The following is a 17,377-nucleotide window of genomic DNA, read 5'->3' on the forward strand; positions in this document are numbered from 1 at the left end:
CGGCCTTCACCGCGTTGACGGAGGTGAAGGCGATCCACTCGTAGCGCCCGGTGACCAGGCCCTTGACCGCGCGCTCCATCTGCTGCGGGGTGCGCGGCGGCTCGACGGCGATCGTCGGTACCTCGTGCGGCACGGCGCCGTACGAGACGAGCTGCTCGGACAGCGAGGCGGCCTGCTCCTTGGTCCGCGGCACGAGCACCTTCCAGCCGAACAGCGGCTTGGACTCGAACCACGCGAGCTGGTCCCGCTGCGCGGCGGCGCTGCGCTCGCCGACCACGGCTATGACGGGCTGCCCGCCGTCCGGCGAGGGCAGCACCTTGGCGGCCTTGAGCGTCTGCGCGATGGTGCCCAGGGTGGCGGTCCAGGTGCGCTGGCGCGTGGTGGTGCCGGCGATCGTGACGGTCAGCGGCGTGTCGGGCTTCCGGCCCGCCGAGACCAGCTCACCGGCGGCAGCGGCCACCGAGTCGAGGGTGGTGGAGACGACCGCGGTCGCGTCGCTCGCGCCGACCTCGGACCAGCAGCGGTCGTCGGCGGTACGGGCGTCCACGAAGCGGACGTCGGTGCCCTGCGCGTCCCGCAGCGGCACACCGGCGTACGCGGGCACGCCGACGGCCGCGGCGATGCCGGGCACCACCTCGAAGTCGATGCCTTCGGAGGCGCAGGCCAGCATCTCCTCGGCCACATTGGCGTCCAGACCGGGGTCTCCGGACACGGCACGCACGACCCGCTTGCCGGTGCGCGCGGCACCCATGACAAGATTGGTCGTGTCCCGAAGCGTGGGGACGTCGGCGGGGATTGACGCCTCGTCAGCTGAAGCCTGCAACGGTGTGTCCACGTTCGCCCGGGCATGCGTGCGGACGACGTCGAGCACCTGCGGGTCCGCGATCAGCACGTCCGCGTGGGACAGCGCCTCAACGGCGCGCAGCGTGAGCAGACCGGGGTCTCCCGGCCCGGCACCGAGGAAGGTGACCTGGCCGGCGGCGGGGTGGATCGGGGCGGTGGGGTTCAAAGTGCTCGCTCCCCCATAAGACCGGCAGCACCCTTGGCGAGCATCTCGGCGGCGAGCTCACGGCCCATGGTCGCCGGTACGGAAACGTCGTCGCGGGAGGTGGGTACGTGTCCGGTGGTGGACAGCTGCACCAGCGTGCTGCCGTCGGTCGTGCCGACGACGCCACGCAGGCGCATTTCGGTGACAGCCCGGTCGCCGTCCTGGAGATCGGCCAGCGCACCCACAGGTGCGGAGCAGCCGGCCTCCAGAGCGGCGAGCAGGGAACGCTCGGCGGTCACGGCGGCCCGGGTGAACGGGTCGTCGAGCTCGGCGAGCCGGGCGGCGAGGTGCTCATTGGTCGCGGCACACTCCACCGCAAGCGCCCCCTGACCGGGGGCAGGCAAAACCACGTCGGGCGACAGGAGTTCCGTCGCCTCGCCGATGCGGCCGATCCGGTTGAGCCCGGCAGCGGCCAGTACGACCGCGTCCAGCTCACCCTTCTCGACGTAACCGATGCGGGTGTCGATGTTCCCGCGGATCGGCACGGTCTCGATACGACGCCCCAGCGACCTGGCCCAGGCGTTCAGCTGCGCCATGCGGCGCGGCGAACCGGTGCCCACGCGGGCGCCGTCGGGCAGTTGCTCGAACGTCAGGCCGTCGCGGGCGATCAGCGCGTCCCGCGGGTCCTCGCGGACCGGGATCGCCGCGAGGGCCAGGTTTTCCGGCTGCGCGGTCGGCAGGTCCTTGAGCGAGTGGACGGCGAAGTCGATCTCACCGCTGAGCAGCGCGTCGCGCAGCGCCGAGACGAAGACGCCGGTACCGCCGATCTGCGCCAGGTGCTCGCGGGAGACGTCGCCGTACGTGGTGATCTCCACCAGCTCGACGGGCCGCCCGGTGACCTGGCGGACCGCCTCGGCGACCTGTCCGGACTGGGCCATGGCGAGCTTGCTGCGCCGTGTGCCGAGTCGCAATGCGTGCTGCGTCATCGCTGCTCCCGTGCTGTGTCGTGCCTGTCCGCGCGCGTGTCGGCCCGGCTGACGGCGGCGACCGTCTGGGGGTCGAGGTCGAAGAGCTTGCTCAGCGCGTCGGCGTACCCGGCACCGCCGGGCTCACTGGCGAGCTGCTTGACCCGCACGGTGGGCGCGTGCAGAAGCTTGTCGACGACCCGGCGGACGGTCTGGGTGATCTCCGCGCGCTGCTTGTCGTCCAGGTCGGGCAGGCGGCCCTCCAGGCGCGCGATCTCGGCGGCGACCACGTCCGCTGCCATGGTGCGCAGGGCGACCACGGTCGGGGTGATCGTCGCGGCGCGCTGGGCCGCACCGAAGGCCGCGACCTCCTCGGAGACGATGGCGCGCACCTGGTCCACGTCGGAGGCCATGGGCGCGTCGGCGGACGCGTCGGCCAGCGACTCGATGTCGACGAGGTGCACGCCCTCGATCCGGTGGGCCGCGCCGTCGATGTCGCGCGGCATCGCCAGGTCGAGCAGGGCCAGTTCCCGGTCCTCACGGCCCTCGGCGGCCGCCGCGACCGCCTCGCCGGTGAGGACGAGCCCGGTCGCCCCCGTACACGAGATCGCGATGTCGGCGGCGGCCAGCTCGGCCGGCACGTCGGACATCGGGACGGCGCGGGCGACCAGGCCGTTGGCCCGGCCGGGGCTGCCCGGCTCGGTCAGGATCTCGGTGAGCCGTACCGCCCGCTCCAGGGTGCGGTTGGCGACGGCCAGTTCCGTGACGCCGGCCCGCGCGAGGGTGGCGGCCGCCAGCGAGGACATCGAGCCGGCGCCGATGACCAGCGCACGCTTGCCACGCGCCCAGGCGTCGACGTCCGGGGTGCCGAGCGGCGCCGTGGCGTCCGGCACGGTGCCGTCCGCGAGGATGCAGTGCGCGTCGTGACCGCCGGCCGCGCCCGCCAGCTGCTCCAGGCCGAAGGTGACCAGGGACTGGCCGGCCTTGTCGATGCCGGTCTCGCTGTGCGCGCGCTTGCCGACCCGCAGCGCCTGCTGGAACAGGTCGTTCAGCAGCCGGCCCGCGGTGTGCTGGTCCTGCGCGAGGGCGAGCGCGTCCTTGATCTGGCCGAGGATCTGGCCCTCGCCGACGACCATGGAGTCCAGGCCGCAGGCCACGGACAGCAGGTGGTGGACGGCCCGGTCCTCGTAGTGGACGTAGAGGTACGGGGTGAGCTCGTCGAGGCTGACGCCGCTGTGCTGGGCGAGCAGCGTGGACAGCTCGGCGACCCCGGCGTGGAACTTGTCCACGTCGGCGTAGAGCTCGATGCGGTTGCAGGTGGACAGCACGGCGGACTCGGCGGCCGGCTCGGCCGACACGACGTCCTGCAGCAGCTTGCCGCGGGAGTCGGGGGCGAGGGCCGCCCGCTCCAGGATGCTGACGGGCGCGCTGCGGTGCGACAGACCGACGACCAGGAGGCTCATGCCGGCATCACGGCGGGTACGTCCCCGTCGGGTCCCTTGCGGTCGGAGTCGTCGTGGCCGTCCTCGGCGCCGGGGGCCGGGCGCACCGGGGGCGTGACCGGCTGCGCGGCATCCTGGCTGCTGGCCTCCTCGCCGGCCTTCCGCTGCTCGTGGAAGGCGAGGATCTGCAGCTCTATGGAGAGGTCGACCTTGCGCACGTCGACCCCTTCGGGGACGGACAGCACGGTCGGCGCGAAGTTCAGGATGGAGGTGACACCGGCGGCCACGAGGCGGTCGCAGACCTGCTGCGCGGCGCCCGCTGGGGTCGCGATCACGCCGATCGAGACGCCGTTGTCGGTGATGATCTTTTCCAGCTCGTCGGTGTGCTGGACGGCGATGCCCGCGACGGGCTTGCCCGCCATGGCCGGGTCGGCGTCGATCAGGGCCGCGACCCGGAAGCCGCGGGAGGCGAAGCCGCCGTAGTTGGCGAGCGCGGCGCCGAGGTTACCGATACCGACGATCACAACCGGCCAGTCCTGGGTGAGGCCGAGTTCCCTGGAGATCTGGTAGACGAGATACTCCACGTCGTAGCCCACGCCGCGGGTGCCGTACGAACCCAGGTAGGAGAAGTCCTTCCGCAGCTTGGCGGAGTTGACCCCCGCCGCTGCGGCCAGTTCCTCGGAGGAGACCGTGGGGACCGAACGCTCCGAGAGCGCGGTCAGTGCACGCAGATACAGCGGAAGACGGGCGACGGTGGCCTCGGGGATCCCTCGGCTTCGGGTCGCCGGTCGGTGAGTTCGGCCAGTTGCCACGGTGCTCCTGCGGGTAGAGCGGGGCTTTGGACGGCCAAATGTCTCAAGACCGCCCTGTCGATAGCAGGCTATGTCTTTGTGAACGCGTGCACAAAGATGGTGTCCGCTTTGTCCCGTCAACGTGACGGGTGTCACGCACTTATTGCGGCAATTCGCGGAACCACATCCTGAGCCACTCCGTTCACACGCTTCGCGCGCGTAACGCAGAACCGTGAACGGGAGCACGCCGCCACTCTCCTTGGTGTTTTGCCCCCGTACACCTACAAATCGACCTTCGATGGTAAGGGAAACCATCCCTCGGAACGAAGGGCAGTGACGGCCGTCATAGCCCGGCAGGAGAAGGGCACGGGCGGACGCTGCGCAGGCACAATGGCGGCATGGCCCCGCTTCTCCGCCGCACCCCGCGCAAGAATCCCGCCGACCGGACGGTCACCCTGATCGGCAAGCCCGGCTGTCACCTCTGCGACGACGCCCAGCAGGTGATCGAGGCGGTCTGCGCGGAGACCGGCGCCGCCTGGGAGAAGAAGGACATCACGGAGGACGAGGAGCTGTACCGCAAGTACTGGGAGCAGATTCCGGTCATCCTCGTCGACGGCGCGCAGCACGACTTCTGGCGCGTGGACCCGCAGCGGCTGCGCAGGGCACTGGGCGCCTGACGGGTCGCACGCGGAGGGCGCACGGACGCGCAGGACGTGGTGCACCGGCGTACGGGCGCGGCGTACTGAGGCGCGAGCGGCGCAGTCACCGGGTCGCGCGCGCCCCCTCCACGGCCACCGGGTGTGGCCGTAACACGACCGTCGGCCGCCCCGTACCTGCCTGACATGCCTGCGTAACCAGGGGCACCGAACAAACTGGCTATGCTCGCGGTATGGCCCACCCGTCGCCCGAGCACCGCCCCGGCAGGAGCCCCTTCGACACGTCCCTCCTCACGGGCGTGCCGTCACTCGTCACGGGCTGGCTCACCCGTCGCAGGCGCCCCGCCACCGCGCGCAGCGTGCTGGCCGGCGAGGCGGCGGCCGAGGCCGCCCGCAAGAGTTCCCAGGAAGCCGAGGCGCAGGCCGCAGCGGAGGCCGCGGCGGCGGCCGCCGACCGCGAGGCCGAGGACGCCGAGCCGGACTTCCCGGTCGTCGGCGACGACAAGGCCGCCGCCTTCTTCGACCTCGACAACACCGTCATGCAGGGCGCCGCGATCTACCACTTCGGGCGCGGCCTCTACAAGCGGCACTTCTTCCACAAGCGCGACCTCGCCCGCTTCGTGTGGCAGCAGGCGTACTTCCGGCTGGCCGGCTCGGAGAACCCAGAGCACATGGAGGACGTGCGCAACAGCGCCCTCTCCATCGTCCAGGGCCACCGCGTCTCCGAGCTGATGACCATAGGCGAGGAGATCTACGACGAGTACATGGCCGAGCGGGTCTGGCCCGGCACCAGGGCGCTCGCGCAGGCGCACCTGGACGCGGGCCAGAAGGTGTGGCTGGTGACCGCCGCGCCCGTGGAGACCGCCACGATCATCGCCCGCCGGCTCGGCCTGACCGGCGCGCTCGGCACGGTCGCCGAGTCCGTGGGCGGGGTCTACACCGGGAAGCTGGTCGGCGAGCCGCTGCACGGGCCCGCCAAGGCCGAGGCGGTCCGCGCGCTGGCCATGGCCGAGGGCCTGGACCTCTCGCGGTGCGCCGCGTACAGCGACTCGGCCAACGACATCCCGATGCTCTCGCTCGTCGGCCACCCGTACGCGATCAACCCCGACAGCCGGCTGCGCAAGCACGCGCGCGAGCACGGCTGGCGGCTGCGCGACTACCGCACGGGCCGCAAGGCCGCCAAGATCGGCATCCCGGCGGCGGCCGGGGTGGGCGCGGTGGCGGGCGGCGCTGCGGCCGCTGTGGCCCTCCAGCGCCGGCGGCGGTAGCGACTCCGCTCCGGCGCCGGTCCTATAACCGGAATCCCGCGCAACTTCCAGCGCGGGGCTGGACGTTACAGACCGTCACCGCGACGGCTGCGGAGCGTTTCTTCACCGATGATCAGATGGACGGCGCGTGTCACTTTTTTCGCGCTGGCCTTCGCAGCACCACGCCTGAGGGTGCTTCCGTACGCCCCGTACGAACACGCGTACCGCTGTGTGCAGGGCAAACCTTCTTCATACCCCACCGTTCCGCGCTCACCCGCGCGACGCCCGGTGCGCCACAACACGCCCTCCAACCAGGCAGATCACGTCGCTTTCCGATCAATTTCTGTTCAACATCCGATACTTGAACGAACAGAAATACGTAACAGACCAGACGGAATCGACGATTTGAGCAACTGGGTGTAGCGCTGCCTGTACGAAGCGTTATTCTCCTCAGACGCAAACCGGAACCCATAAGCCCCTACCGCGGGTGAACGGTCCCGCACTGCACGTGATGGAAGCTCTGCCTCTGGGAGTCCCGTGTACCCACACGTCGGGGTTGACGCCTCGGGCCTGGCTACGCTGCGTACGACACTCGTCGACCACCTGCGCAGTTTCGTCCCCACCGCGTACGCCGTCCCCGCCCTCGCCACACCAGCCCCTGCCGCAGGACCCGCCCGCCCCTGCTACGCCCTGGCGGACGCCAGGACCGCCGTCGGCGCCAGGTCGGCCGGCAGCCGTACCCGCCGCGGCGGCACGACCACCGCCCGACGCCCGGCCGACAGCGACAGCCGGCGGATGATGGAGCTCGTCGAGCGCGCCCAGGCGGGTGAGGCCGACGCGTTCGGCCGGCTCTACGACCAGTACGCCGACACGGTCTACCGCTACATCTACTACCGCGTCGGCGGCCGGGCGACCGCCGAGGACCTGACCAGCGAGACGTTCCTGCGCGCCCTGCGCAGGATCGGCACCTTCACCTGGCAGGGCCGGGACTTCGGGGCCTGGCTCGTGACCATCGCGCGCAACCTCGTCGCCGACCACTTCAAGTCCTCCCGCTTCCGCCTGGAGGTCACCACGGGCGAGATGCTCGACGCCAACGAGGTCGAGCGCAGCCCCGAGGAGTCGGTCCTCGAATCCCTGTCCAATGCCGCCCTCCTCGAAGCCGTCCGCAAACTCAACCCCCAGCAGCAGGAATGCGTCACGCTCCGGTTCCTCCAGGGGCTGTCGGTCGCCGAGACCGCCCGCGTCATGGGCAAGAACGAAGGGGCGATCAAGACCCTCCAGTACCGCGCGGTCCGCACCCTCGCGCGCCTGCTGCCGGACGACGCCCGCTGACGTCCCCCGACTCCCTCGTCCCCCTCTTCTCCCCTGTCCCCGCTCGTCCCCGCGCGTCCCTCCCCCTGTCCCCGAACGACCGTCCCCCGTTCCGAACATCCGTCCCCCGCGGCACACCCATTGTGCCGCCAAGCCCTGACCAGGCCATCACTTTCAGCCATCGCTCGGTACCGGTCCGTCACATCATCGTGAGGGCGTAACCCGAGTACCTCACCGCTCGTTGTGCGGAATGCAGGCTCCCTGCGGACACGCCATGCCCGCGGCCGCTCACTCGATCGAGTGGTTGCGCGCAGGGCGTGCAGCCTTCCGGCCCTGCTGGATCGTCAAGCCAGTCCGGGGAGTCGAGCGGGATGATGAGAGGAGGTGCCGCCCGTGATCGCGAACGTATCGGCGCACAGGCGGGCTCACGCCTTCGCCCAGGCCTTGGAGGAGCAGGACCTCCAGGGCGCGGCCGATGAGCAGATCGACACACCGGGACAGGAGCCGGCGGAGCCCGAGACGGCCCGGCTGCTGGCAGTCGCCGGCGGCCTGGGGGAGCTCCCCAAGCCCACGCTGGACCCGGAGGCGCGCTCGATCCAGCGCGCCCAGCTCATCGCCGCGATGGAGGCCGCCTTCGCCGAAGGCGGCGCACCCTCCGACGGCGCGAAGGTGCCCCAGCAGCGCGGCGTGCGAGGCGCGCACCGCGCCGCCAAGTCACTCGGGCGGCTCCGCCCACGCTCCCGGCTGTCCAGGAGGCTCGCCGCCGGCGGCCTGTCGGTCGGCGTGGCGGCCGGCGCCTTCAGCGGGGTGGCCGCGGCGAGCTCCGACGCGCTGCCCGGCGATTCGCTCTACGGCCTCAAGCGCGGCATGGAGGACATCAAGCTCGGCATGGCCGGGGACGACTCCGACCGCGGCCGGCTCTACCTCGACCAGGCGTCCAGCCGGATGCACGAGGCCCGCCGGCTGATGGAGCGGCTGAAGTCCGGTCCGCTGGAGCACGAGACCCTGTCGGAGGTGCGCCGGTCGCTGGCGGGCGTCACCCAGGACGCGGGCACCGGCCACCGGCTGCTGCACGACGCGTACGAGCGGGACGGTTCGCTCGGCGCCATCCAGGCGCTGGACTCCTTCACGTCCTCGCACCGCGCGGGCTGGGCGAAGCTGCGCGACCGGCTGCCGGTCCAGCTCGCCGACGTCTCCCACGACGTCAGCTCGGTCTTCGACGCCATAGACGAGGAGGTCGGGCCGCTGCGCCCGCTGCTCCCGAAGAAGGCGGACGAGGGCCCGCGGCAGGGCACGCCCACCGCGCCGGACAGCACCGAGCACGGCCACTCCGCGGCGCCGTCCCGCTCGGGCAGCCCCTCGGCGAGCGGCAAGGAGCACGACTCCCCCACGCCCAGCCCGTCCGAGTCCTCCTCCTCCAAGGAGGACGGCCTGCTCGGCGGCAACACCGGCGGGCTGCTGGGCCCGTCGGAGCACGACAGCCCGTCGCCCTCCGACGGCCGGCGGGAGAGCCACAAGCCCGCCCAGCCGGACGTCACGATCCCGCCGTTGCTCCCGGATCTCCTTCCCGACCTCGGGGTCGACGGCCAGGACAAGTAGCGGCGCGGCGAGCGCTGCACGCGGCCCGGCGGCGCCGGCCGTTCTTCCGGTCCTTCCCTCCAGAAGAACGCCCGGCGCCGTCGCATGCGTACGGGGCCGCGCGCGGGCTCACGCCCCGGGCCCGTACGCCGCTTCAGGAGCCGCGCGCCCGTGTGCCGTACGCCGCTCAGGGAGCCGCGTGCACGGAGCCGTACGCCGCTCCGCACGGGCCGGGCAGCCCCGAGCCGTACGCCGCTGCTCAGTGGCCGCTGACCGGCCGTGCCGTGTACGGCTTCTCGAGCCGCTCGATCTCCTCGTCGGTGAGCCGCAGCTCCAGCGCGGCCAGCGCGTCGTCCAGGTGGCCCGTCTTCGAGGCGCCCACGATCGGGGCCGTCACCGGCTCCTGGTGCAGCAGCCAGGCCAGCGCGACCTGCGCCCGCGGCACGCCGCGCTCCGCCGCGATGGCGCCGACCGCCTCGACGATCTCCCGGTCGCCCTCCTGGTACAGCGTCTTGCCGAACTCATCGGTCTGCGCGCGGTGGCTGGTGGCGTCCCAGTCCCGGGTCAGCCGGCCGCGGGCGAGCGGGCTCCAGGGCAGGACGCCCACGCCCTGGTCGGCGCAGAGCGGCAGCATCTCGCGCTCCTCCTCGCGGTAGAGGAGGTTGTAGTGGTTCTGCATCGAGACGAAGCGGGTCCAGCCGTTCCGCTCGGCGGTGTACTGGGCCTTGGCGAACTGCCACGCGTACATCGAGCTGGCCCCGATGTAGCGCGCCTTGCCGGCCTTCACCACGTCGTGCAGGGCCTCCATCGTCTCCTCGACCGGAGTGCGCGGGTCCCAGCGGTGGATCTGGTAGAGGTCGACGTAGTCGGTGCCGAGCCGGCGCAGGCTGTGGTCGATCTCGGTCATGATCGCCTTGCGGGACAGTCCTGCGCCGTTGGGGCCCGGCCGCAACCGGCCGTTGACCTTGGTGGCGAGCACGATGTCGTCACGCCGCGCGAAGTCGGCGAGCGCCCTGCCGACGATCTCCTCGCTGGTGCCGTCGGAGTACACGTTGGCGGTGTCGAAGAAGTTGATCCCGGCCTCGACGGCCTGCCGGATGACCGGGCGGGCCTGCTCCTCGTCGAGCGTCCAGGGGTGCGGGCCGCGGTCGGGCACGCCGTAGGTCATGCAGCCCAGGCAGAGGCGGGAGACGTCCAGGCCGGTGGTTCCGAGCTTCACGTACTGGGTGTGGGACATGATCCGATTCTGTCGCGGGGATGCCCCGGAGAAACACGGGGCATCCACCGCCACAGGGGTAACAGCCCTGCGGGAGCGTCAGAAGAACACCGAACGCCGCTGCACGAGCAGCTTGTAGAGGGTGTGCTGAATCGTTTCCCGGACCTGGTCGGTGAGGTTGAACATCAGCATCGGGTCGTCCGCCGCCTCCGCCGGATACCCGTCCGTCGGGATCGGCTCGCCGAACTGGATGGTCCACTTGGTCGGCAGCGGTACCGCGCCCAGCGGGCCCAGCCACGGGAACGTCGGCGTGATCGGGAAGTACGGGAAACCCAGCAGCCGCGCCAGCGTCCTGGCGTTCCCGATCATCGGGTAGATCTCCTCGGCGCCCACGATCGAGCACGGCACGATCGGCACCCCGGCCTTCAGCGCCGTGGACACGAAGCCGCCGCGCCCGAAGCGCTGCAGGCGGTACCGGTCCGAGAAGGGCTTCCCGACCCCCTTGAAGCCCTCCGGCATCACGCCGACCACCTCGCCGCGTTCCAGCAGCTGCTCGGCGTCCTCCGTGCAGGCCAGGGTGTGACCGGCCTTCCGCGCCAGCTCGTTGACCACCGGCAGCATGAACACCAGGTCCGCCGCCAGCAGCCGCAGGTGGCGGCCGGCCGGGTGCTTGTCGTGCACCGCGACCTGGAGCATCAGGCCGTCCAGCGGCAGCGTCCCGGAGTGGTTGGCGACGATCAGGGCCCCGCCCTTGTCGGGGATGTTCTCGATGCCCTTCACCTCGACCCGGAAGTACTTCTCGTACAGCGGCCGGAGCACGGACATCATGACCTGGTCGGTGAGCTCCTCGTCGTACCCGAAGTCGTCGACCTCGTACTCACCGGTGAGCCGTCTGCGCAGGAAGTTCAGCCCCCCGGCGAGCCGGCGCTCCCAGGCATCGCCCCGCTCCTCGGGGGCTTCCCCGGGCTCCGCGGCCGCCGGCTCCTCCTGGCGCGGCGGCGGTACCGGCGTCAGGCCCGCGCCCCGCGCCGCGCTCCCCGACCGCTTCGCCCTTCTCCGCGAGCGCGGCTCCTCGCCGAACGGAATGACCTTGGCGTCCGCCATCGTGGGTGAACTCCTCACTGGGTCTGGGCTCACTGGGTCTGGGCACTGGCTGCGGGCAGCAGCGCGGCGAGCCGGTCGACGGTACGGGAGACGGTCTCGGGCGGCAGCAGGCCGGGCCCGCGGCTGCGGACGAACTCCGCGAAGGTCTCGGCCGTGGTGTAGGCAGGTACGAACCCCAGTGTCTCGCGCATCTGGGTCGTGTGGACGACCCTGCCGTGCGTGAGCATCCGGATCTGCTCCGGCGAGAAGTCGGTGATGCCGAGCGAGCGCAGCATGGAGCCCGCCCAGGTGACCGTCGGGAGCAGCAGCGGCAGGGTGGGCCGGCCCAGCCGCCGCGCGCACTGCGAGAGCAGCAGCACGCCGTCGCCCGCGATGTTGAACGTGCCGCTGTTCAGCGTGCCGCGGCGGGGCTCGCCGGCCGCGATGCGCAGCGCCTCGATCGCGTCCTCCTCGTGCACGAACTGCAGCCGCGGGTCGAACCCGAGGACGGTGGGCAGCACCGGCAGCCCGAAGTACTCGGCGAGCGGGGAGTCCGCGCACGGCCCGAGGATGTTGGCGAACCGGAGCACGCAGACCGCGACGTCGGGGCGCCGGCGCGCGAAGCCGCGCACGTACCCCTCGACCTCCATGACGTCCTTCGCGAAGCCGCCGCTGGGCAGCGACTTGGCGCCGGTGGTCTCGGTGAAGACCGCGGGGTCGCGGGGCGCCGAGCCGTACACACTGGTGGAGGACTTCACGACCAGCCGCTTGACGTGCGGTGCCTTCTGGCAGGCGCCCAGCAGCTGCATCGTGCCGATGACGTTGGTCTCCTTGACCGACGAGCGGCCGCCGCGGGAACCGAGCGGGGTGCCGTGGATGTCCATGTGGACGACGGTGTCCACGCCGGTCTCGGCGAGGACTTTGGCGATGGCCGGATGTCTGATGTCGGCCTTCAGGAACTCCGCGCCGCCGAGGTGGTGCGCGGGCGGCACGGCATCGACGCCGATCACCCGGTCGACGTCGGGATCACGCTGGAGCCGGCGTACGTAGCGGCCGCCCAGCTGACGTGCGGCTCCCGTGACGAGCACGACCTTGCCCAAGATCAGCCCTTCCTTCCCACCATCGTCCCCCGCCCGCCCCCGCACGTGCCGAGATGTGGCCGCCCACGCTATCCGGTCGGTGTTGCGCTGTGATGACCTGTGGACTTCGGGAGTTGCCTTTCGGCCTGGTCCGGTCCTGCGCGCCGGTGCTCCGGCCCGGCTCCCGTGGCCCTGCGTTCGCTCCGCCGGCGTCCGGCGTTCACCCAGCGGGCCGGTCCCGGGTACCCCGCTTCCGCGCGTCCGTGCCCCCGAACGCACCGCAGCCCCCCACCGTGCGGTGGGGGGCTGCGGAGTCGCACTCAGCGTCGCTTACTTCTTGTTGCGACGCTGAACACGCGTGCGCTTGAGCAGCTTGCGGTGCTTCTTCTTGGCCATCCGCTTGCGCCGCTTCTTGATAACAGAGCCCACGACTACCCTCGCTCACTTCGAATCACTCGGTGCGGGGCGTCCGAGCCCACACTACCTACATCGGGCCAGCCTACCTGGCGCCGAGCGTACGGCGTAATCCGAGGTGCCGCCGTGGCCTCCGTACGGCCTCACCTGGCCTCTAACGGGCCTGTCAGGCCCCCCGTCAGGCCGATTCCACCCCCACATAGGACTCGCGGAGGTAGTCGTGGACCGCCTGCTCCGGTACCCGGAACGACCTCCCCACTCGGATCGCGGGCAGATGACCGCTGTGCACCAAGCGGTACACGGTCATCTTCGACACTCGCATCACTGTGGCAACTTCCGCCACAGTAAGGAACACGACCTCATTCAGAGGCCTTTGGTCTGCAGCCATGACACACCTGGTCCTTCCGCACATGACGGGCACCGGCTTCCCCTCCGGTGACTCTTCGTCGCTATGCGCTCACTCCCCAGGTTAGGGGCGGGTGATGCGAGTGGGGAAGAGGAGTAGCCATCGGCCGCCTACTGTGACAGACACGCTCGATTGAGTACATAGCGAGTAAGCGGTCGGTAGTAATCAGACCGCACAGCGTCATCAAGCGGAACTACGACGGACACCCGCCCCTCCGCCTGCCCGACGAACAGGGCCGGATCGTCCGTATCCGCCAGGCCGATGGCCTCAAAGCCCAGCTGACCTGCTCCGCAGACCCATCCGTGGTCCCCGATCACGAGCTCGGGAAGGGGCCCTGCGGCGTCTGCGGCAGCACCCAGAGCCCTACGAACCGGGAGGGGGGAGTGCGTGTGAACCCCCGGCTCCCCGAGGGCCCCCGATGCGCCGGGTTCGCGCATCCGCGCGACTCCCCGTACGTACGCAAGGTTGTACGTGCGTACCCCAAACCGGGTCATTATGTCGATACTTGTGCCGTACGCAGGGGTGAGGACGGGGCACCCGGCCGCCGACAAAGCGTCTGCGAGACCGCTGTAGAAGCCGGCGAGGCGGTCCGGATGGCCGGTGCCGATCAGTACCGGGGAGCGGCTGCCGGCCGCCTCCCCCAGCCGGTCCGCGAACGCGTCCAGCGCGGCCACGGTCCGGTCCGGGTCGATCACATCCGTGCCGGAAATATGCGCAGGATCGGCCGAAACCCCGCATAGCTCGCCCATGAGCCCGAGCAGATCATCGACGGACCACTCCCCTTCGGGCTCCAGCCCGATCAGTGCCCGCGGGTCCCCGGCCGCGAAGAGGCGGTAGCGGTTCAGGCTCTTCTCCCGCGAGGTCGCGATCGTCCCCGCGAGCCGTGCTTCGACCAGATGCGCCCGCAGCGCGCCAGTGCTCAACACGCCGCCCATGCTGGCGGCCGCCTTCCCACCCCATGCCCTGACTGATGGGTAATCACACGTACGAGGGGTGTACGAGGCGCGAAGGGTACGGAAGAGGGCCGACCGGCTCCGCTCCTCGATTCGGCTCAGCGCCTCAAGGCAGCAGCCCGTGCGCCGGGAACACCGCCCGGCGGGTGGCCAGGATCGCCTGGTCCAGCCGGTCCGCGGGGTCGTACCCGCTGTCCGCGAAGTCCCGGAACACCGGGTCCCGGCCGTCCGTCATCCGCCGCGGCCCCGGCTGCCGCGTCAGCCGGTACACCTGCTGCCGCCACTCCTCCGGAATGTCCGTCGCCGGCTCCAGCGGCTGTCCGGCCGCGATCGCGACCAGGTGCGTCCAGGTACGCGGCACCACGTCGACCACCGCGTAACCGCCGCCGCCGAGCGCCACCCAGCGTCCCTCGCAGTGCTCGTGCGCCAGCCGGTGACAGGTCTCGGCCACCGCGCGCTGCGCGTCCACGCTCACCGCCAGGTGCGCCAGCGGGTCCTCGAAGTGCGTGTCGGCACCGTGCTGCGTGACGATCACGTCGGGCGCGAATCCGGCCACCAGCTCCGGCACCACCGCGTGGAAGGCACGCAGCCAGCCCTCGTCCCCGGTGCCGGCCGGCAGCGCCACGTTCGCCGCGCTGCCCTCGGCACCCTCGGCACCGGTCTCCTCGGGCCAGCCGGTCTGCGGGAAGAGGGTGCGCGGGTGCTCGTGCAGCGAGATCGTCAGGACCCGCGGATCCTCCCAGAACGCCGCCTGCACGCCGTCCCCGTGGTGCACGTCCACATCGACGTACACCACCCGGCGCGCGCCGAGCTCCAGCAGCCGCGCGATCGCCAGCGCCGCGTCGTTGTAGATGCAGAAACCGGCCGCGCCGCCGGGCATCGCGTGATGCAGCCCGCCGGTGAAGTTCACCGCGTGCAGCGCCTCGCCGCGCCACACCGCCTCCGCCGCGCCCACCGACTGCCCGGCGATCAGCGCCGACGCCTCGTGCATCCCCGCGAAGGCCGGATCGTCCTCGGTACCGAGCCCGTACTCCGCCTCAGCGGCCTTCGGGTCGGCCGACGCCCGCTGCACGGCCTCGATGTAGTCCTGGCGGTGCACCAGCCGCAGCGTGGACAGGCCCGCCGGCTTGGCGGCCGTCACCTGCACCGGCGCGCGGTGCAGCCCGTACGCCTCCACCAGTCGCATGGTCAGTGCGAGGCGCACCGGGTCCATCGGGTGCCCCGACCCGAAGTCATAGCCCGTTACTGCCTCGTCCCACATCAGCTGTGCGCGGCCGCTCATGTCCGCCACCGTATCGGGCCCGGCCCCCGCCGAACGATGGGGCGTACACCAACGTCGCCAGCACGAGCACCATCGGCACCAGCATCGCCCCGCGGTAGCTCCAGGCGTCGCCCACCGCACCGACCAACGGCGAACCGATCAGAAAGCCCACATAGTTGAAGATGTTCAGTCGCGCCACGGCCGCATCGGACGCCTCAGCGCCACCCGCCGTACCGTGCGTCTCGTACGCCTGCCGGCCCGCCGCGGCGAACGTCTGCGGCACGATCACGCACAGCCCCAGCCCCAGCAGCGTGAAGCCCGCCATGCCCGGCCACGCGCCGGGCGCCGCCGCCACCACAGCGAAGCCCGCGGCCGCCACCACCGCGCCGGCCCGCACCACCGCCACCGGGCCGTACTTCCGCACGCCCAGGTCGCCGACCGTCCGCCCCAGGAGCGTGGTCACCATGTACACGTTGTACGGCACCGTCGCCAGCTGCTCGGAGCTGCCCAGCACGTCCTGGAGGTACTTCGCGCTCCAGTTGGAGACCGTCGAGTCCCCGATGTACGCGAAGGCCATGACGAGGCAGAGCGGGAGGAGGAGCCGCATGGACACGGTGACCGGGGAGGCGGCGCCGGTCACCGCCGTCCGGCGCTCCTGGTCCACGTACCACCGGCCGGCGATCAGCACGGCCGGCACCGCGACCACAGCGGCCGGCCCGTACAGCGCCGCCAGCGGCAGCTGCCAGTGCGCGCCCGCCCAGGCCAGCGAGGCACCCACGATGCCGCCGAGGCTGTACGCCGCGTGGAAGCCGAGCATGATGCTGCGCCCGTAGGCGCGCTGCAGGCTCACCCCGAGCATGTTCATCGAGGCGTCCAGCGCCCCGACCGTCAGCCCGAACACCGCCATGGCGACGGCCACCTGGACCAGGCCGCTGCCCGCCCCTACGGCCACCAGTGCCAGGCAGACCACCGGCTGTACGCAGCGCAGGACGAGCCCAGGCCGTACTCGCTTCACCAGGTGCTCCGTGGCCACGCTGCCCACGCCGGCCAGTACCGGCACGGCGGCGAGGAAGACGGGCAGCAGGCCGTCGGAGATGCCGTACCGGTCCTGGATCGCGGGGATGCGCGTCACGAGGAGCGCGAAGACCGCACCCTGCGCGAAGAAGCTCAGGGCGAGCGCGGCCCGGCCGTGCCGGAGGCGGCGCTCAGGAGCGAGCGCGGGAGGGGCGGTCATGGCCGGACAGCGTAGAACTCCCGGCTACCGATGGGTAGATGAATCACACAAGAAGAGCGGGGAGCTGCGCCATCTCGCTGAAGAGCGAGGTCGCGTCCGCGAGCCGGTCGGCCGGGGTCATGGCCGTGAAGCCGTACACGTCCATGCCGGCCGCGAGCGCCGCCCGTACCCCCAGGGGGCTGTCCTCGATCACCGCGCACCGCTCCGGCGGGACGCCCATCTTCTCCGCCGCATACAGGACGAGGTCAGGTGCGGGCTTGCCGCGTCCCACGTCCTCGGAACTGAAGATGCGCGCGTCCGTGAACCACCGGTCCAGCCCGGTCTTCCGGTGTCCCACCCGGATCCGCTCATGGCTGCCGGAGGACGCCACGCAGTACGGAGTGCCCGCGGCGGCCAGCTTCTCCAGCAGTTCCGGTACTCCGGCGACGGGCGTCAGCTCCTGCTCGAAAGCGGCGAAGACCCGCGCGTGAAAGGTGTCGTCGAAGTCCGCCGGCAGCCGCTGTCCGGTCCGCTCGGCGACGAGGTCGTGCACCCGGTGCATGGCGGCGCCCATGTAGTCCCGGATGGATTCTTCGTACGTGGTCGGGTGCCCGAGTTCGGTGAGGTAGCCGGCCAGGACGGTGTTGGAGATCGGCTCACTGTCGACGAGCACACCGTCGTTGTCGAAGATGACCAGGTCGTATCGCATGGGACCGACTCTAAGCGGCTTTCGACGAGATGGTCCGAGAAATGGGTACTGAGAAATGGGTCGTG

The 17,377-nt window shown here is 71.3% G+C and carries 17 protein-coding genes; 4 read left to right on the forward strand and 13 right to left on the reverse strand.

Annotation, left to right across the window (positions count from 1 at the left end):
• The 4 genes from C3486_RS33465 to C3486_RS33480 form a co-directional block, all read right to left on the reverse strand.
• The coding region (locus C3486_RS33465) for an SAM-dependent methyltransferase (protein WP_181138784.1) at window positions 1-1,009 on the reverse strand (1,009 nt) is incomplete at its 3' end.
• Window positions 1,006-1,974 carry a hydroxymethylbilane synthase gene (gene hemC / locus C3486_RS33470; RefSeq protein ID WP_103836628.1) on the reverse strand — a complete coding sequence of 323 codons (969 nt, stop codon included), beginning with the start codon at window positions 1,972-1,974 and terminating at the stop codon, window positions 1,006-1,008. The genes hemC and C3486_RS33465, both read right to left, overlap by 4 nt.
• The gene (locus C3486_RS33475) at window positions 1,971-3,416 is read right to left on the reverse strand and encodes a glutamyl-tRNA reductase (protein ID WP_103836629.1); all 1,446 of its coding nucleotides are present in this window, start codon (window positions 3,414-3,416) and stop codon (window positions 1,971-1,973) included. Before C3486_RS33475 ends, hemC begins: the two co-directional genes overlap by 4 nt.
• On the reverse strand, window positions 3,413-4,207 hold the full coding sequence (locus C3486_RS33480; RefSeq protein WP_103836630.1) for a redox-sensing transcriptional repressor Rex: 795 nt from the start codon (window positions 4,205-4,207) through the stop codon (window positions 3,413-3,415). The genes C3486_RS33475 and C3486_RS33480 overlap by 4 nt, the downstream gene beginning before the upstream one ends.
• Before the next feature lie 377 nt (window positions 4,208-4,584).
• Here C3486_RS33480 and C3486_RS33485 point away from each other — a divergent pair, with 377 nt between their 5' ends.
• The 4 genes from C3486_RS33485 to C3486_RS33500 all read left to right on the forward strand — a co-directional run bounded on the left by C3486_RS33485 (window position 4,585) and on the right by C3486_RS33500 (window position 8,999).
• The gene (locus C3486_RS33485) at window positions 4,585-4,863 is read left to right on the forward strand and encodes a glutaredoxin family protein (RefSeq protein WP_103836631.1); all 279 of its coding nucleotides are present in this window, start codon (window positions 4,585-4,587) and stop codon (window positions 4,861-4,863) included.
• Window positions 4,864-5,075: 212 nt separating this feature from the next.
• A complete protein-coding gene (locus C3486_RS33490) occupies window positions 5,076-6,110 on the forward strand; it encodes an HAD family phosphatase (RefSeq protein WP_258053161.1) in 1,035 nt (344 codons plus the stop codon).
• A gap of 516 nt (window positions 6,111-6,626) precedes the next feature.
• Window positions 6,627-7,421 (forward strand): ECF subfamily RNA polymerase sigma factor, BldN family, encoded by a 795-nt coding sequence (locus tag C3486_RS33495; RefSeq protein WP_103836632.1) that lies wholly within the window; start codon window positions 6,627-6,629, stop codon window positions 7,419-7,421.
• Window positions 7,422-7,793: 372 nt separating this feature from the next.
• Window positions 7,794-8,999: a DUF5667 domain-containing protein gene (locus C3486_RS33500; protein WP_103836633.1), complete on the forward strand. Its 1,206-nt coding sequence runs from the start codon at window positions 7,794-7,796 to the stop codon at window positions 8,997-8,999.
• Window positions 9,000-9,237: 238 nt separating this feature from the next.
• On the opposite strand, the gene C3486_RS33505 is transcribed toward C3486_RS33500, so the two are convergent.
• The 9 genes from C3486_RS33505 to C3486_RS33545 all read right to left on the reverse strand — a co-directional run bounded on the left by C3486_RS33505 (window position 9,238) and on the right by C3486_RS33545 (window position 17,312).
• A complete protein-coding gene (locus C3486_RS33505) occupies window positions 9,238-10,215 on the reverse strand; it encodes an aldo/keto reductase (RefSeq protein WP_103836634.1) in 978 nt (325 codons plus the stop codon).
• Between the two features lie 78 nt (window positions 10,216-10,293).
• On the reverse strand, window positions 10,294-11,298 hold the full coding sequence (locus C3486_RS33510; RefSeq protein ID WP_103836635.1) for a lysophospholipid acyltransferase family protein: 1,005 nt from the start codon (window positions 11,296-11,298) through the stop codon (window positions 10,294-10,296).
• 29 nt (window positions 11,299-11,327) lie between these two features.
• Window positions 11,328-12,377, reverse strand: coding sequence for an NAD-dependent epimerase/dehydratase family protein (locus C3486_RS33515; protein ID WP_103836636.1), 1,050 nt, complete (start codon window positions 12,375-12,377; stop codon window positions 11,328-11,330).
• Between the two features lie 309 nt (window positions 12,378-12,686).
• Complete coding sequence (locus C3486_RS33520) at window positions 12,687-12,785, reverse strand: 30S ribosomal protein bS22 (protein WP_003948845.1); 99 nt, start codon at window positions 12,783-12,785, stop codon at window positions 12,687-12,689.
• Window positions 12,786-12,948: 163 nt separating this feature from the next.
• A complete protein-coding gene (locus tag C3486_RS33525; protein ID WP_014144137.1) occupies window positions 12,949-13,158 on the reverse strand; it encodes a helix-turn-helix domain-containing protein in 210 nt (69 codons plus the stop codon).
• A gap of 128 nt (window positions 13,159-13,286) precedes the next feature.
• Window positions 13,287-14,102, reverse strand: a complete 816-nt coding sequence (locus C3486_RS33530) for a phosphatase (protein ID WP_103836641.1) — start codon at window positions 14,100-14,102, stop codon at window positions 13,287-13,289.
• A 133-nt stretch (window positions 14,103-14,235) separates the two neighbouring features.
• Complete coding sequence (locus C3486_RS33535; protein WP_103836637.1) at window positions 14,236-15,411, reverse strand: acetoin utilization protein AcuC; 1,176 nt, start codon at window positions 15,409-15,411, stop codon at window positions 14,236-14,238.
• Window positions 15,362-16,624, reverse strand: coding sequence for an MFS transporter (locus tag C3486_RS33540; RefSeq protein ID WP_103836638.1), 1,263 nt, complete (start codon window positions 16,622-16,624; stop codon window positions 15,362-15,364). The genes C3486_RS33535 and C3486_RS33540 overlap by 50 nt, the downstream gene beginning before the upstream one ends.
• 43 nt (window positions 16,625-16,667) lie before the next feature.
• Entirely contained in the window at window positions 16,668-17,312 is a 645-nt protein-coding gene (locus tag C3486_RS33545; protein WP_103836639.1) for an HAD family phosphatase, read from the reverse strand.
• Window positions 17,313-17,377: the final 65 nt, after the last annotated feature.

This window comes from Streptomyces sp. Ru73 (assembly GCF_002920575.1).
Taxonomy (GTDB): Bacteria; Actinomycetota; Actinomycetes; order Streptomycetales; family Streptomycetaceae; genus Streptomyces.

Bases quoted from the DNA above. Each gene is read 5' to 3' on its own strand.
- C3486_RS33545 (WP_103836639.1), bottom strand. From the start codon at position 17,312: ATGCGATACGACCTGGTCATCTTCGACAACGACGGTGTGCTCGTCGAC.
- C3486_RS33525 (WP_014144137.1), bottom strand. From the start codon at position 13,158: ATGGCTGCAGACCAAAGGCCTCTGAATGAGGTCGTGTTCCTTACTGTG.
- C3486_RS33485 (WP_103836631.1), top strand. From the start codon at position 4,585: ATGGCCCCGCTTCTCCGCCGCACCCCGCGCAAGAATCCCGCCGACCGG.
- C3486_RS33540 (WP_103836638.1), bottom strand. From the start codon at position 16,624: ATGACCGCCCCTCCCGCGCTCGCTCCTGAGCGCCGCCTCCGGCACGGC.
- C3486_RS33475 (WP_103836629.1), bottom strand. From the start codon at position 3,416: ATGAGCCTCCTGGTCGTCGGTCTGTCGCACCGCAGCGCGCCCGTCAGC.
- C3486_RS33535 (WP_103836637.1), bottom strand. From the start codon at position 15,411: ATGAGCGGCCGCGCACAGCTGATGTGGGACGAGGCAGTAACGGGCTAT.
- C3486_RS33490 (WP_258053161.1), top strand. From the start codon at position 5,076: ATGGCCCACCCGTCGCCCGAGCACCGCCCCGGCAGGAGCCCCTTCGAC.
- C3486_RS33510 (WP_103836635.1), bottom strand. From the start codon at position 11,298: ATGGCGGACGCCAAGGTCATTCCGTTCGGCGAGGAGCCGCGCTCGCGG.
- C3486_RS33505 (WP_103836634.1), bottom strand. From the start codon at position 10,215: ATGTCCCACACCCAGTACGTGAAGCTCGGAACCACCGGCCTGGACGTC.
- hemC (WP_103836628.1), bottom strand. From the start codon at position 1,974: ATGACGCAGCACGCATTGCGACTCGGCACACGGCGCAGCAAGCTCGCC.